The organism is Dactylosporangium sp. CS-033363, from assembly GCF_050942475.1.
In the GTDB taxonomy this organism is placed as follows: domain Bacteria; phylum Actinomycetota; class Actinomycetes; order Mycobacteriales; family Micromonosporaceae; genus Dactylosporangium.
In genome coordinates, this window is sequence record NZ_CP192032.1 from 1,073,159 (window position 1) to 1,088,938 (window position 15,780).

The 15,780-nt window shown below is 70.5% G+C and carries 10 protein-coding genes and 2 tRNA genes; 8 read left to right on the forward strand and 4 right to left on the reverse strand.

Translation table 11 applies throughout. The features are described from left to right. Positions 1 to 6 precede the first annotated feature (6 nt). On the reverse strand, positions 7 to 1,077 hold the full coding sequence (locus ACQPZ4_RS05010) for a hypothetical protein (protein ID WP_433056581.1): 1,071 nt from the start codon (positions 1,075 to 1,077) through the stop codon (positions 7 to 9). A gap of 357 nt (positions 1,078 to 1,434) precedes the next feature. After that, positions 1,435 to 1,590, reverse strand: a complete 156-nt coding sequence (locus ACQPZ4_RS05015) for a DUF5679 domain-containing protein (protein ID WP_425516560.1) — start codon at positions 1,588 to 1,590, stop codon at positions 1,435 to 1,437. 373 nt (positions 1,591 to 1,963) lie between these two features. On the opposite strand from ACQPZ4_RS05015, the gene ACQPZ4_RS05020 reads away from it, so the two are divergent. Together ACQPZ4_RS05020 and ACQPZ4_RS05025 are read left to right on the forward strand one after the other, a co-directional pair. Further along, positions 1,964 to 2,488 carry a M48 metallopeptidase family protein gene (locus ACQPZ4_RS05020; protein ID WP_433056583.1) on the forward strand — a complete coding sequence of 175 codons (525 nt, stop codon included), beginning with the start codon at positions 1,964 to 1,966 and terminating at the stop codon, positions 2,486 to 2,488. Beyond that, complete coding sequence (locus ACQPZ4_RS05025) at positions 2,485 to 3,075, forward strand: hypothetical protein (RefSeq protein ID WP_433056585.1); 591 nt, start codon at positions 2,485 to 2,487, stop codon at positions 3,073 to 3,075. Before ACQPZ4_RS05020 ends, ACQPZ4_RS05025 begins: the two co-directional genes overlap by 4 nt. On the opposite strand, the gene ACQPZ4_RS05030 is transcribed toward ACQPZ4_RS05025, so the two are convergent. Next, a complete protein-coding gene (locus ACQPZ4_RS05030; protein ID WP_433056587.1) occupies positions 3,072 to 4,430 on the reverse strand; it encodes a zinc-dependent metalloprotease in 1,359 nt (452 codons plus the stop codon). The genes ACQPZ4_RS05025 and ACQPZ4_RS05030 overlap by 4 nt on opposite strands. Positions 4,431 to 4,486: 56 nt before the next feature. Between ACQPZ4_RS05030 and ACQPZ4_RS05035 the strand changes: the two genes are divergently transcribed. The 3 genes from ACQPZ4_RS05035 to ACQPZ4_RS05045 all read left to right on the forward strand — a co-directional run bounded on the left by ACQPZ4_RS05035 (position 4,487) and on the right by ACQPZ4_RS05045 (position 8,753). Beyond that, entirely contained in the window at positions 4,487 to 5,521 is a 1,035-nt protein-coding gene (locus tag ACQPZ4_RS05035) for a YlbL family protein (RefSeq protein WP_433056589.1), read from the forward strand. A gap of 49 nt (positions 5,522 to 5,570) precedes the next feature. Further along, positions 5,571 to 8,582, forward strand: a complete 3,012-nt coding sequence (locus ACQPZ4_RS05040; RefSeq protein ID WP_433066267.1) for a UPF0182 family membrane protein — start codon at positions 5,571 to 5,573, stop codon at positions 8,580 to 8,582. A gap of 97 nt (positions 8,583 to 8,679) precedes the next feature. Next, a tRNA-Met gene (locus tag ACQPZ4_RS05045) sits at positions 8,680 to 8,753 on the forward strand. Between the two features lie 46 nt (positions 8,754 to 8,799). On the opposite strand, the gene ACQPZ4_RS05050 is transcribed toward ACQPZ4_RS05045, so the two are convergent. Beyond that, a complete protein-coding gene (locus ACQPZ4_RS05050; RefSeq protein ID WP_433056590.1) occupies positions 8,800 to 9,462 on the reverse strand; it encodes a hypothetical protein in 663 nt (220 codons plus the stop codon). A gap of 83 nt (positions 9,463 to 9,545) precedes the next feature. Here ACQPZ4_RS05050 and ACQPZ4_RS05055 point away from each other — a divergent pair. From ACQPZ4_RS05055 to ACQPZ4_RS05065, 3 genes are all read left to right on the forward strand, one after another. Further along, positions 9,546 to 9,619 (forward strand) — tRNA-Met (locus ACQPZ4_RS05055). A 306-nt stretch (positions 9,620 to 9,925) separates the two neighbouring features. Further along, positions 9,926 to 10,870, forward strand: coding sequence for a hypothetical protein (locus ACQPZ4_RS05060; RefSeq protein WP_433056592.1), 945 nt, complete (start codon positions 9,926 to 9,928; stop codon positions 10,868 to 10,870). A gap of 365 nt (positions 10,871 to 11,235) precedes the next feature. Then, positions 11,236 to 15,777 carry a LamG-like jellyroll fold domain-containing protein gene (locus tag ACQPZ4_RS05065; protein ID WP_433056594.1) on the forward strand — a complete coding sequence of 1,514 codons (4,542 nt, stop codon included), beginning with the start codon at positions 11,236 to 11,238 and terminating at the stop codon, positions 15,775 to 15,777. Positions 15,778 to 15,780: the final 3 nt, after the last annotated feature.

Here is a 15,780-nt window from a genome sequence, read left to right on the forward strand (position 1 = left end):
TCATTCTTACCCGCTCTTGCCACCACGACGACGGCGACGGCAGTCACAGCGGGGATGGGCCGCCCATTCCCGCCGCCGAAACTCGCCGGGGCGCGGGATCTCGACGATGGCCGCCTCGGTCCGCACGGCCCCGCCGTCGAGGTAGGACAGCACCTCGTCGGCCGCGAACGCCGCCCCCGCCATGGCCGTGGTCAGGCTGCACGGCTCGCCGAGGCCCGGCGGCGCGGTGGCCAGCTGCGCGGCGAGCGCGGGCCACGCCGGATCGCGGTCGCGGCGGTGCAGGTCGAGGCAGACCCGGCACGGCGAGCGCGCCGGGCGCACCAGAGGACCGACAAGAACAGTTCCAAGGCGCACCTGTACCTCCAGTCGTGGCAGAAGATGCAGCCGCACTCCCCGCCGGGCCAGGGCGTCGCCGTCGCGCTCGCCGATGCGCACCACGAAGTCGATGCCGTCCCCGCGGGCCGCTTCGAGCCGCATCCAGGGTGCCTGCCGCGCGATGGCGGTCGAGGTGGCCAGGGCGCGCGAGGCCCGCACGTCGTCGCGGGCGAGGCCGCCGACCGCCACGTCGGCATCGGTCGCGCTGCCCTCGACGAGGGGCTCCACGTGCCCGACGCCGGCCCCGGCGAGCACGGTGGCCAGGGGCGCCACGAGCGGGCCGTCGCCGGCCACGAGCACGCGGGATCCGTTGCGTCTGCGCAGTACACCCGCGGCGGTTTGATCGGACGGCGCCCGGGCGCCGGTGCGCAGGCGGAGGCTGATCGCGGCCGCCTCGGGCAGGAGCCCCGCGCCGATCTCGGGGGCCAGGCCGGTCGGCAGCAGGGCGTGGGCCGCGACGACCAGTCCGCTGGCGCGCAGGGCCTGCACCAGGTCCAGCACGTCGGCCCCGGCCAGCCCGATCGGCCGGGTCTCGGCCAGCACCCGCGGCAGCGTGCGGGAGCCGTCGAGCAGGTCGAGCACCCGGGCCAGCTCCGGGCGGCGCAGCTCCAGCACGACGGCGCTGGCCGGGTCGGTGCCCAGCTGGATGGTTCGCTCGCCGCGCCAAAGGCGCCGCAGCCCCGGAAGCAGCCTCGGTCGCATGGCTGCCACGCTTTCACGCCCGCGCCGGGCCGACGGCGGTTGTCCACAGGACGGTCCACCGTCGGCCGGCGTTATCCACAGCCCGCGAGCCGGTTATCCACAGGGAAAGGTGCAAAGGCCGCGTACCGCGCGGGGTTCGCGCGAGATGGTGAAGCTTCGGTCCCTCCGGCGTGGATGGGACTCGCCCTCCCCCGATTGCCGCTTGACCGGAATTTCGGATTTGTCCGCCCAGAGGGCGGACTCATCCGGGCCGAATGCCGGGCGGATGTGCGCACTCGGCCGCGGTACTGCGCCGCGAGCCAGTCCGAGCTTGTGTCGTAGTGCGAGGTAGATCGGCAAGCGGAGCTGCTCGCTCGCTCAGGCCTTCCCGAGGATCCGGTTGACCGTCGTGCCGCAGACCGGGCACGCGCCCTTCGCCATCTTCATGCCGGTCTTCGAGATGGCGATTTCGCCCTCGAAGTCCCGCTTCTCCTTGCACTTGACGCAGTAGCCGTTGTAGGTCTCGGCCACGATGCCCTCCTCATCTCGGTCCGGCACGTTCCGCGCACCGGTGCTGACCAGCTAGGCCAACGTGGTGAGTGTGCCTTGTCGGACACTCGGGGAAAGTGCGGTTAGACGGGACACGCCGAGCGTAATCGGAAGATCTTCCTCCAACCGCACCGTACACACTATGCACAGCCTGGGGATAACTGTGTGGGCAACGGTGTGGGTTGCTGTGGATGAAATCGCGCGAGTACCCGGAGCAGGCCGGACTTCCGGTGGAATCTTTCCGGCGAGTGCCCACGAATGGGTGACTTCCGGACGCGCTCGCGGAGATTGGGCCTTGCGAAGGGATGGCCGCTTCCGGCTAGCGTTCCTCCGTGAGCGGGACCCGAGGGGGGCCGGCATGACCCGCAAGCCGGTCATCGAGGTGCGGCGCAGCAAGCGCCGCCGACGCACGGTGTCGGCCTACCGCGACGGCGAGCGCGTCGTGGTGCTGATCCCGGCGCAGTTCTCCCGCGCCGAGGAGCGCGAGTGGGTCGACCGCATGCTCGAGCGCCTGGCGGTGCGGGAGCAGCGGGCCCGGCGTACCGATGTCGAACTGGCCTCCCGGGCGCAGCGCCTGGCCGCCCGCTACCTGCCCGACCACCCGGAGGCCGGTCGTCCGGCCAGCGTGCGGTGGGTGCAGAACCAGAACGGCCGTTGGGGATCTTGCACGCCGGCAGACGGTACCATCCGGATTTCCCACCGCGTGCAGGAGATGCCCGACTGGGTGATCGACTACGTGCTGCTGCACGAGCTGTCACACCTGGTCATCCCCAGCCACAGCACCGCCTTCTGGGCGCTGGTCGCGCGGTACCCGAAGGCCGAACGGGCCCGGGGGTATCTTGAGGGGGTGTCAGCGGCCGCCGGTCTGGGGATCACCGAATGACCGTGGCCGCCGTCGTCGCGCTGCTGGTCCCGGTGCAGTGGGCGCCGCCCGGGTCCGACCTGGCCGCCTGGCGCGCCGCCATGGCCGAGGACCTGGTCGACCTCCTCACGCCGCTGCCGCGCGTCCAGCCCGCGATCGCCGCGGTCGCCGCCGACCTGCCGCTGGCCGCCAAGATCGCCTGGCCGTCCACGCGGATCTACGAGGTGCCGGCCCCGACCATCCGCGCCGCGCTCACCGCCGCGTTCGAAGACGGACAGGACAAGGCCGCGGTTGTACTGGCCGATGCCCCCGACCTGCCCGCCATGCTCATCGGCAAGCTGCTGCGGCCGCTCTCGACCCGCGCGCTGGCGGTCGCCCCGGCGCACAACGGCGGCCTGCTGGGCGCGGCCGCGAACCTGCCGCTGCCGGAGTGGGTCCCGGAGCTCGACGCGCTGCACGGCGATGTGGCCGCGGCGCGCCGCCCGGCCCCCGAGCCCACGATGGTGGCCTCGGCGCCGGGCTGGCACCGCCTGCGCGGCCCGGACGACCTCCGCCGTCTCGACCCTGGTCTGGACGGCTGGGAGGCGACGCGGGCGATGCTGAGCTAGTCCTCGTCGGGCTTCTTCTCTTCCTCGCCGATCTCGTCCAGGAAGCCCAGGTCGCCGAGATCCAGCTGGGTGCGGGCGAACATGTCGGGGTCCGCGAAGGCCTCCTCGTCCGGCAGCAGGTCCGGGTGCCCCCAGAGCGCGTCGCGGCCGCTGACCCCGCGGTGCTCGGTCAGCGCGTTCCACAGCGCCGTCGCCTCGCGCAGCCGGCGCGGGCGCAGCTCCAGCCCGACCAGCGCGGCGAACGTCTGCTCCGCGGGCCCACCGGCCGCGCGCCGGCGGCGGAAGGCCTCGGAGAGCTTCACGACATCGGGCAGCCGGTCGCCGGCCGCGCGGTCCACCACGTGGCAGACCCAGCCCTCGACGAGCGCCAGCGCGGTCTCCAGCCGGGCCAGCGCGGCCCGCTGCTGCGGGGTGTCCTCGGGCGTGAAGATGCCCTCGAGCACCAGCTCCTGCGGGTCGTTGCCGAGCGTCGAGGGGTCGATGCGGCTCATCGCCTCCTCGATCGCCTCCCGGTCGACGTGGATGCCCGCCGCATAGGCCTCGACCGCGGCGAAGACGTGCCCGCGCAGCCACGGCACGTGCCCGAAGAGCCGCTGGTGGGCCGCCTCCCGCAGGGCGACATAGAGGCGGACCTGGTCGTCCGGGATTTCGAGCCCTTTGCCGTACTCCGCGATGTTCGCCGGCACCAGCGCCGCCGTCCCGGCCGGGCCGAGCGGCAGGCCGATGTCGCCGGCGGACAGCACCTCGGCGGCCAGCGAACCCAGCGCGGTGCCCAGCTGCCCGCCGAGCAGCGCGCCGCCCAGCGAGGCGACCATCGACGTCATCGGCCCCATCTGGGCCCGCATCTCCTCGGGGACCAGTTCGGTCATCGCCGAGACCATGCGCGCGGCCACCGGGTCGCACAGCTTGCGCCAGATCGGCAGGGTCTGGTTGAGCCACTCGCCGCGGCTCCAGGCGGCGGTCGACTGCACGCCGGACGGGAGGGACGACTCCGGCTCGAGCCACAGGTCGGCCAGGCGCAGCGCCTCGATCACCGCGGCGCGCTCCACCGCCGTCACCGACGGGTCGCCGACCGGCTTCGGGGCGTCGGGGTCGGTCGCGTCGGGCGCCGGCATGACCGGGGCGCCGGGCATCGCGAAGCCGACCGGGAACTGCGAGACGCCGGCCGCCGGGCCGCCGCCCGTGAGGTGGGCCTGGGCCAGCTGCCGAGCCAGATCCCAGTTGACCGGACCGCCTCCGGGCGTGGCGAACAGCTGCTGCAGCTGGCTCAGGAATTGCTGCATCTGGCGCGGATCATTGGGATCCGGCACGTCGCCGCCGGACGGACCGAAGCCGAACGGGATGTCTGCTGGCATTCCACAACGGTACTCGCTTCCAGGTGCGTTGGGCCGGGAGCGCTAGGCTCGCCGCCATGAGACGTCGTGGGCTGACCGTGCTGTTCGGCGCGCTGCTGCTGTTGGTACTGGCCTGGCAGGCGACCGTGGTCAAGGTGCCGTACGTCGAGATGGGCCCCGGCCCGACCTACGACACCCTCGGCACGGACACGGGCAAGGCCGGCGGCCACGCGATCATCAGCGTCGAGGGCGCCGAGGCGACCAAGTCCAAGGGCCAGCTGCGCATGACGACGGTCTCGGTCCAGCCGGACATGACCCTGCTCGACGCGATGGTCGGCTGGTGGCAGAAGGACCGCGCGGTGGTGCCGCGCGAGCTGATCTACCCGCCGGACCGCACCCAGCAGCAGGTCGACGAGGACAACAAGCGCGACTTCCAGGCGTCGCAGACCTCGGCCGAGACCGTGGCGCTGCGTGAGCTCGGTTACCCCGTGATGGTCACCGTCGCCGAGGTCACCGCCGGCTTCCCGGCCGAGGGCAAGCTGCAGAAGGACGACGTCATCAAGACCGTCGACGGTACTGCCGTCAGCAGCCCCGACAAGCTCACCGAGCTCGTGCGGGCCAAGCCGGCCGGGACCGCCCACCAGATCGAGATCGTGCGCGCCGGGCAGACGCAGACCGTCGAGGTCGCGACCAAGGCCGGCGACGACGGCAACCCGCGCATCGGCATCCAGGCCGGCACCAGCCAGCCGCACCCGTTCAAGCTCACGATCCAGCTCGACCGGATCGGCGGGCCCTCGGCCGGGCTGATGTTCACGCTGGGCATCATCGACACGATCAAGCCCGAGGACCTGACCGGCGGAATGATCATCGCCGGTACCGGAACGATCAACGACGCCGGCGAGGTCGGGCCGATCGGCGGCATCCCGCAGAAGCTCGTGGCCGCGAAGGCCGCCGGGGCCAAGGTCTTCCTGACCCCCGCGGCCAACTGCGCCGAGGCGATGGACAACCCGCAGGCGGGCCTTCCATTGATCAAAGTGAACACCATCGACGACGCGCTGACCGCCCTCGACACGTTGCGGGCCGGTCGGACGCCGACGCTGTGTAGTAGATGACTACGCTGGACGAGTTTCCATACGCGAACGGGCGGAGCCGACCGTGGTAATGCGTAATCCGATGACGAGGGTGAGCCGGCGGGGACGGGTCACGATCGCCGTCCTGGTGGTCGTCTTCCTGCTGTTCACGTTGTTCGACCGGGTGGTCGGGGCGTGGGCGGACTACCTGTGGTTCTCCGAGGTCAAGTACACCCAGGTCTTCACCGGTGTGCTCACGACCCGGATCTGGATGTTCCTGATCTTCGGCGTGGCGGTCGGGCTCGTCATCGCCGGCAACCTCTACCTGGCCTACCGCACCCGTCCGCTGCTGCGGCCGCACTCGGCCGAGCAGCACGCGCTGGATCGCTACCGGCTGTTCCTGCTCCCGCACATGACGGGCTGGATCCTGCTGGTCGCCGGCCTGATCGGGCTGTTCTCCGGGCTCTCGGCGCAGGGGCACTGGCAGGACTGGATGCTGTTCAGCAACAGCACCCCGTTCGGCCAGACGGACCCGCAGTTCCACGTCGACCTGTCGTTCTACGTCTTCGAGTACCCGTTCTGGCGGTACCTGCTGGGCGTCGGCTTCACCGCCGTGGTCTTCGCCCTGATCGGCGCGCTCGCCCTGCACTACCTGTTCGGCGGCGTGCGGCTGCAGGGCGCCGGCGAGCGGATGACCGCCGCCGCGCGGGCCCACCTGACCGCCCTCGTCGCGCTGTTCGTGCTGCTCAAGGCGGCCGCGTACTTCCTCGACCGGCGCGGCCTGCTGCTGGACAAGTTCCCGACCCAGGACCTCTACGGCGCCGGGTACACCAACATCAACGCCCTGCTGCCGGCCAAGGAGATCCTGGCCTGGATCTCGATCGTGGTCGCGATCGCCATCCTGGTGTTCTCCAACGCCTTCATGCGCAACCTCGTGTGGCCCGGCCTGGCCCTCGGCCTGCTGGCGCTGTCCGCGGTGGCGGTCGGCGGCATCTACCCGGCCGCGGTGCAGTCGTTCACGGTCAAGCCGAGCCAGCTGCAGAAGGAGTCGCCGTACTTCAAGTACGCCATCGACGCCACGCGCGAGGCGTACGGGCTGAAGGACGTGCAGACGGTGCAGTACGGCGCGGACAACACGAATCCGCCCGCGTCACTGACGAACGGCTCGGACCCGACCGTCAACAACATCCGGCTGCTCGACCCGGCCGTGGTCGGCGACACCTACACCCAGCAGCAGCAGGTCCGCGGCTTCTACGAGTTCAACCCGAAGCTGGACATCGACCGCTACTCGCTGACCGACCCCAAGACCGGCAAGGCGCGCACCCAGGACTACATCGTCGGCGTGCGTGAGATCCGCTACGACCAGCTCCAGCAGAACAACTGGCAGAACCGGCACAGCGTGTACACGCACGGCTACGGCTTCGTGGCCGCCCCGGCCAACCAGGTGGTCTGCTCCGGTCAGCCGTTCTACGTCTCGGGCTTCCTGAGCGAGAACACCAAGCCGGACGACCAGGCCGGCGAGCAGTGCGCCTCGGACAGCGACCAGATCCCCGTCGACCACCCGCAGATCTACTACGGGGAGCAGATGGGCGACGTCTACGCGATCACCGGCAAGTCCAAGGCGGCCGACCGCAACTCCGAGTTCGACCGCCCGACCGGCGGCACGGGCAACGAGGACCAGTACTCGACGTACGACGGCAGCGGTGGCGTCAACGTCAACACCTTCTGGCGCCGGCTGCTCTACGCGGCCTACTTCCGCGAGACGAACTTCCTGCTCTCCGGGGTGCTCAACGACCACTCGAAGGTGCTGTACAACCGCGACCCGGAAACCCGCGTCCGCAACATCGCGCCGTTCCTGACCCTGGACAGCGACCCGTACCCGGCGGTCGTGGACGGCAAGATCCTGTGGATCATCGACGGGTACACCACGTCGGCGACCTACCCGTACGCGCAGAAGCTGGACTGGAACACCGCGATCCAGGACTCCTCGACCGGCGGCCGGGTCTTCCCGGAGCCCCGCCAGGACGTCAACTACCTGCGCAACTCGGTCAAGGCCACGGTCGACGCGTACACGGGCGAGGTCAAGCTCTACGCGTTCGACGAGAACGACCCGGTCCTCAAGACCTGGAACAAGGCCTTCGGCGGCAAGCTGGTCCAGCCCCGCTCGGCGATCTCGGCGAGCCTGATGGACCACCTGCGGTACCCGGAGGATCAGTTCAAGGTCCAGCGTGACCTGCTCAGCCGCTTCCACGTGACCACGCCCGAGGGCTTCTTCTCCGGTCAGGACTTCTGGGAGGTCCCGAAGGACCCGGCGAACTCCACGGCCGACCAGCCGCCGTACTACCTCGTCGCCCAGCTGCCCGGCCAGAACGACGCCCGCTTCCAGCTGACGGCGGCCATGGCCCCCCGCAAACGCGGCAACCTGGCGGCCCTCATGTCGGCGTCGTACGTCAACGGCCAGCCCCGCTTCGAGGTGCTGGAGCTACCGGCCAACACCGCGATCCAGGGCCCGAACCAGACCCACAGCAGCATGACTTCGATCGCGGACGCCAGACGCGAGCTGACCCAGTTCAGCTCGCAGAACTCGGACGTCTTCTACGGCAACCTGCTGTCCCTGCCGGTGGCCAACGGCATGCTGTACGTCGAGCCGATCTATCTGAAGGCCAAGAACGAGACCGCGTTCCCGCGCCTGCAGAAGGTCCTGGTCGCGTACGGCCCGAAGTACATGGCGTACGCCGACAACCTCGCCGACGGCCTGGAACAGCTCGTGAAACAGGTCACGGGCCAGGCCCCGGTCCCGCAGACCGACAACGGCAACACGGACCAGAACACCGGCCAGCCGGGCACCGGCACGACGGGCACACCACAGGTCCAGGACGCGGTGGCCGCCATGAACAAGGCGATCGCGGACCTGAAGGCGGCCCAGCAGTCCGGCGACTTCGAGGCCTACGGCCGCGCGCTGAAGGCCTTGCAGGACGCCATCGCGAGGTACGACGAGGCCGTCAAGGCGGCCGGCGCCACCCCGTCCCCGGGCGCGTCACCGAGCACCTCCCCGAGCAACGCCACGTCGGCGGGGGCCTCCCCGTCACCTTCGGCAGGCTGAAGGTTCACCCGGGCCGGGGTAACGACTCCCGGCCCGGGTGACACCGGACACGCAATTTGGATCCCGCTTTGCCGGTGCGCTAATGTGAACAAGCCGACGCGGGGTGGAGCAGCTCGGTAGCTCGCTGGGCTCATAACCCAGAGGTCGCAGGTTCAAATCCTGTCCCCGCTACAAATCGAAGGCCCTCAGCCCTGCGCTGAGGGCCTTCGCCATTTCGTCAGCCGCGGTTCCAGACGGTCACGTTGAAGGTCACCTTCGCCGGCGCGGAGCCGACGCCCTCGACGGTGACGACCTCGAGGATTCCGAGGACTCCGCCACCCATCCGGACGCACACGAACGTCTTCGGCAGCAGGTCGCGGTACGGCACGGACCCACCGGGAGTGCCGGCGGGACAGCCAGCGTAGGTCGCCTGCTCCCGCGGCGCGACCGCGATCGCCACCGTTGCGGCCGCCTTCAGCCCCTGAAAGTCCTGGCCGAGCAGAATGTCGCGGCCGTGGCCGCAGTCGGCGTTCGTCATCGCCCAGTCCGCCGCGTCGGACTCCAGATCGGCACAGTACGAGAACGGCAGCACGAGCGTGCCGGCCCGCCGCTGCCGCCCGACCTCCGCCGCCGGCGCCGACCCCACCGAAGGCGAAGTGGCAGGAGCAGCCCCGGCCGGCGTGGGCCCGGTGTAGACGACGACGGGATTCTCGCCTCGAGCCAGCAACGAGTCGATCGTCGCCTGCTGGTCGGCGATGGTCTGTTCCTGCCCCCTGTTCGTCCAAACCGCCGCGCCGAGCAGGACGGCCAGGACCATCGAGGCCACCGCCCCGGCCGCCGCGGCCAGGACGAGAGGGCGGTGAAGGTCCGGCGTCGGTGAGGTACCACTTGGGTTCGCCACGATTGAACGGTAGCGATGCCCCGCACCACTGCGGCCCCACTGATAAACGGGTTGGAGCGCTGCGGTAGAGTTGGCTCTGCCGACGCGGGGTGGAGCAGCTCGGTAGCTCGCTGGGCTCATAACCCAGAGGTCGCAGGTTCAAATCCTGTCCCCGCTACAAAGAAAGTCCAGGTAAGAGCGCGGCTCCCGAATTCGGGAGCCGCGTTTTTGATCTGCTTCCGGGCACCGTCCGGGCAAACGAAACAACACTACCGGCACCAGCACGACGGACGAAACCGGCATCCACACCGCGTCCTGCACGTACGACAACGCGGGCAACACGACCGGCCGCCCGGGCGACAACGGCCAGCAGACCCTGCAGTGGGACGCCGAAGGCAACCTGACGAGCGTCACCGACACCGCGGGCAGCACCACCGCGTCCGGCCTCACCTGGCTCGCCAGTGACGGCCAGGGCACCGCCGACGTGTCCGTCAACGCTACGACGCAGGCGGCGACGGTCCGGCGCCGGCAGCCCTTCGGCGAGCAGCGCGGGGCCATGGTGACGTGGCCGAACGAGAAGGGCTTCGTCGGCGGGACCAACGATCCGACCGGGCTGGAGAAGGTCGGCGCGCGGACGGACGAGCAGTACTACGGCAAGTCCGGTGCCGCCAACATGGACCGCCCGTTCGATCAGGCCCAGTGGGACCGCGATGCGCAGGCCGAGCTGGACCGGCAGAAGCGGGCGAAGGAGGCGCAGCAGAAGGCCTACTGCAAGGCCCACTGGGCCGCGCGCCGGCATCTGGCGGCGCGCTACCAGGAACTGCGCGGCGAGTACGGCCGGCTGCCCAACGGCGGTCGTGCGGCCGACGGGTACGAGGCCACCATCGAGGCGAAGCGGATCTTTCCCCGCTACCGGGCCGTGGAGGCCATCCTCGTGGACGTGGAGCGGCTCGACCCGGATCGGCTTCCCGGCGCCGGCGTGGTGGCCGAGGAGCTGCTCGAGGCGGCCGAGCACGCGCAGTCCCCGTTCGTCGAGCCGCCCTCCGCCGAGGTCGAGGCCCAGGCCGCGGCCGACGAGCGGCGGCTGTTCGCGGGTGTGGTGCGGGACTGGACGGCGCGGGCCGAAATCCGGGTCGACCCCCTGCCCTACCGGCGGGTGCTCCCGCCGGAAGAGTCCGCGGACTGGCGGGCGAAGCTGGTGCGGCGGTGGGGCGTGCGGGACTTCTCGTGGCATCCGGGCTGGAGGGTTTCTGGCTCGACGAACACCAGGACTGGGTCGCGTACGCGTCGCACGAGGAGACCGTGGCGTTCGGCGGCGCGCTCGCGGCCCGGCTCGCCGCGACGTGGCCCGCGGTCGAGGGCTGGCGGTGGCCCGGCTGGCCCATCGACGGGGTCTGATCAACGCATTCGGCCACGTGGATGCGTGTGATTTTATCCGCATTGACAAAACGGCATGCCACGGACGGTAGGCAAGGCCGGGCGGTGTGGGGGGATTCGGCCCACGGTGCGTCACGCGGTGTGCCGTCCGTGTCGAGAATGTCGCTCCCCGTCAATCTTGTCGTTCATTGACGCGACTCACAGCCAACTCCTAGCCTTCCGTCGCATCAGTCGACTTGATCACGGGGAGTGGCCGACGTGAAGCTCGTGCTGCCTGTTTCGCGTGCGCATTTTCGGCCCGGCTTACTGGCCGCGCTCCTCGGTCTCGTGGTCGCACTCCTGGTGGTGCCGCCCTTTGCGGGCCCCGCATCCGCTGCGCCCAAGCCCGTTGCCTGCCCGGAGACCGCGAACGACGCGGTGAGCGCGAAGCGGCAGGCGGCGGCGTGCAAGGGGCGGGTCGAGGTCCTGTCCGGGCGTACCGAGCGGGCCCAGGTGTTCGCCAACCCGAACGGCACGTTCACCTCCTCCGAGGCGATCGTCGTGCAGCGGGTCCGGACGGCGAGCGGCGGCTGGACGGCGCCCGACTCGACGCTGCGCAAGACGTCGTCGGGTGGTTATGCGCCGGCGGCGAGCTGGCTCGGTACCACCTTCTCGGGCGGTGGCAGCGGCCCGCTGGTGACGCTGCGGCGCGACGCCGGGGAGCTGTCGATGTCGTGGCCGACGGCGCTGCCGGCACCGAAGGTCGAGGGCAGCACCGCGACCTACGCCGAGGTGCTGCCGGGCGTGGACCTTCAGCTGACCGCCGAGGTCGAGGGCTACTCCGAGGTCCTCGTGGTCAAGACGCCCGAGGCGGCGAAGCAGAAGGCCCTCGAGAACGTGCACTTCCGCACGGGGACCAAGGGCCTGAAGGCGAAGACCGGGGACGCCGGGTCGGTCACATACGTGGACGGCGCCGGCAAGACCGCGTTCTCGTCGGGCACGCCGGCGATGTGGGACTCCTCCGGTGACGTGCCCGCCGACGCCAAGGCGCTGGGGACGCAGAGCCGCACGGCGCGGATGCCGGTGGCGGTCGAGGGTGGCGACGTCGTGGTCCGGCCCGACCTGAACGTGCTGCGCGGCGGGGACACGAAGTTCCCGGTGTACATCGACCCGGCCTTCAACGCCAGCGCCTGGACGATGATCAACAGCCGGTTCAAGTCGCAGTCGTACTGGAGCTACGACCGCAACGGCTGCCCGTCGCCGTACACGAGCGTGCAGTGCGCCAAGGTCGGGTACACCGACGAGGGCCAGACGATGATCTACCGCTCGATCTTCGCCCTGCCGACCTCCGCCTACGTCGGCAAGCATGTGCTGGACGCGAAGTTCTCCATGGACCTGCTGCACTCCTGGACGTGCAGCGACACCCGCACGAGCCTGTGGTGGGTCGGCGGGATCGACGCGAACACGAACTGGGACAACCACGAGGGCAGCTGGGGCTCGCTGCAGACGTTCACGGACAACCACACCTGCAACAAGGCCCGGGTCCGCAGCGAGTGGGGCATCACGGGCCTGATCCAGACGGCGGCCGGGCAGTTCTGGAACGGCGCGACGATCGGCCTGCGCGCGGGCGACGAGGCGAACCACAACGCGTGGAAGAAGTTCGACGCCGGGACCGCCCTGCTGACGGTCACCTACAACTCGTACCCGAACGCCCCGGATCAGCTGACGGTGTCGGGCAACGCGTGTGTGACGGGTGCGGGCCGGCCGGTGGTGAAGACGGTCCAGCCGGAGCTGCGGGCGCGCACCAGCGACGCCGATGGCACGGCGCAGGCGCACAATGTGTCGTTCTGGTGGTGGCCGCTGGGCGGTTCCCGCAACGACAACGACCGCGTGACGCAGGGCTCGGTCACGCCGGGCACGACCGCGATCGTGAGCATCCCGCCGAACAAGCTCGTCAACGATGGGGTGTACCAGTTCCAGGCCCGCTCCTACGACGGCACCGACGACGGCCAGTTCTCCCAGGTCTGCGAGTTCAAGGTCGACATCGCACCCCCGGGGTCACCGTCCCAGGTGTCCTCGACGGACTATCCGAACGACGGGCAGCGCCACGGCGGGGCCGGGGTGGCCGGCACCTTCAAGTTCTTCCCACCCGCTAGCATCCCCTCCGACTTCGCCGGCTACGCCTACACCCTGGACACCGGCAAAACCGCGCCCGACGCCATCCAGGTGGCCCCGGCGGCGGACAACACGGCGACGGTGACGATCACGCCGCCGACGGACGACTCGTTCACCCTGCGGGTGTGGACGAAGGACACCGGCGGCAGCTACTCGAAGGACCCGACCTCGTACACCTTCAGCGTCGCGCAAGGGGCGGGTCCGGACGGGCTCTGGGACTTCGAGGAGGGCGCCGGCAGCACGGCGTTCGACAGCTCCAACCACGGCAACCCCCTGACGCTGACGAACACGACGTGGACGGCGAGCCGGGGCGGCACCAAGCACGCGCTGGCGTTCAACGGCTCGGCCCGGGCCGCGGCCGCGGGCCCGGTCAAGAAGAAGGACGGGACGCCCGTGCGGACCGACGCCAACTTCACGGTCACCGCCTGGGCGAAGGTGGACACCCTCGCCCCGACGACCGCGTACGTCGTGGCCAGCCAGGACGGCACGCAGACCGCGGCGTGGGCGCTGACCTACCACGGGCCGACGGGCCGCTGGCGGTTCACCATGGCCGGCTCCGACGTGCACTCGCCCGCCATCTACGCGGTGGTGTCCAACGACCCGATCACCGCGGGACGGTGGACCTACCTGGTGGCCACGTACGACGCGTCGACACACCAGATGCGCCTCTACGTCGACGGCGTCGCCCAGACGGCCACGGCCACCGTGGTCGGCGGCTTCAACGCGACGGGCCCGTTCGTGGTCGGCCGGCAGCTGGGGGACCTCGGGCCGAACAACTTCTTCGTGGGCAGCATCGACGACGTGCGGCTCTTCGGGCGCGTGGTCGCGTCCACCGACCCGCAGTTCACCGCGCCCCTCAAGCCCGAGCAGCCGATCGTGACCTTCCCCAACGGCGCCAACACGACGGTGAACCAGCCGCTGCAGGTGACGCTGAGCGCGGGCGGCGACAAGACGGTGACGGCGATCCGCTACGGACTCAACACGTTCCCGCTCAACTCGACCGTCACCCTGCCCACCCCGGGCGGCTCGGTCACGGTGACCGTCACGCCGATCGCCCAGGGCCAGCAGCACTTCTTCGCCGAGTCCATCGCGGGCACCCAGAGCAGCGATACGACCAACGCGCTGTTCAACGTCGGCACGCCGCCGGCGATCACCGGTACGGTCACGGATCCGGTCAGCGGCACCGCGGTTGCCGGCGCGGTGGTGACGCTGCGCCCGACCGGTACGACCCGGGTGACGGACGCGTTCGGTGTCTACGAGTTCACCGGCCTGACCGCGGGGACGTACACGGTGTCGACCGCGGTCGGCGACGCCTGCGGGTTGTACGCGAGCACGCAGGTCGAGGTGACCGGGCAGATGTACGTGGACCTGGCGCTGTACCCGCAGTCCGACCTCTTCGGGTACACCTGCATGGCGCAGAGCCAGGCGTTCGACCCGGCCGACGGGCCCGTGCTCGACCTGAGCGGCGACGACGCGATGGCCCAGGTGGCGCTGCCGTTCGTGATGCCGTTCTACGGGCACAACCAGTCCACCGCATGGGTGTCGACGAACGGCTTCATCACCTTCGCCGACCCCGTCGCGGCCGGGGTCGCCAACTCCGGCGCGGACGCGGCGGCCATCCCGCAGGCGGCGGCCCCGAACGCGGTCATCGCGCCGTTCTGGCGGGACCTCGAGGTGGGTGCGGGGGCCAGCGTCCGGACCGAGGTCGCCGGGGCGTTCCCGAACCGCCGCCTGATCGTGGAGTGGCGCAACGTCCAGATGTGGGGGTCGTCGAGGCGCATCACGTTCGAGGCGATCCTGTCCGAGAACGGCGACATCGCCTTCAACTACGCCGACCTGGACCCCGACGACACCGAGAAGGGCCTGGACGCCACGGTCGGCGTCGAGAGCACCGGCGGCGAGTACGGACTGGTGTACCTCCACAACCAGCCCATCCTCGACAACGACAAGGCCGTGCTCATCGACTACCCGCTGGACGCCCAGCCGATCGGCACCGGCACTGTCAGCGGCACCGTGACCCGCAACGGGGCTCCGGTGGGCGGACTGACCGTGTCGCTGGAGCCGCAGGGCCTGACCACGTTGACCGCGTCCGACGGCACCTACGCCTTCGCCGCGGTCGAGGAGGGCGGGTTCTCGGTCTCCGCCGTGCAGGACTGCGCGACCGCCTCGGCCACCGGGCACGTGTCCGGGGCGACCGTCGCGAACCTGGCGCTGGCCCCGGTGCCGGACGAGTTCGGGTACACATGCAGCACGGCTACGCAGGCGTTCGTGGCGGCCGACACCACGGTGCTCCCGCTGACCGGCGACGACGCGCACACCTCGGTGTCGCTGCCGTTCCCGGTGAAGCTCTACGGGCAGCAGTACAGCACCGCCTGGGTGTCCACCAACGGCCTGGTCAGCTTCGCCGACCTGAGCTCGGACGTGCCGGACGACCGTGCGGCGGTGCCGGATGCCACCGCGCCCAACGCGGCCCTGTACCCGTTCTGGAACGACCTGGTCGTGGAGAGCGACTCGAGCGTCCGGACCGCGGTGGTGGGCTCGGCCCCGAACCGCAAGTTCGTCATCGAGTGGCGCAACGTGGGCATGTTCGGCAACGGCTCGCTGCGGCTGAACTTCGAGGTGATCCTCGCCGAGAACGGCACCATCACGTTCAACTACACCAGCCTGGACAATCCGCCAGAGCGCGGCACCGGGGCCGTGGTCGGCATAGAGAACGCCGACGGCACCGTCGGGCAGACCTACTCCGCGTTCCGTGAGGCGCTCGCCGACAACCGGGCCATCACCTACACCCCGCCGGCCGCGTGATCG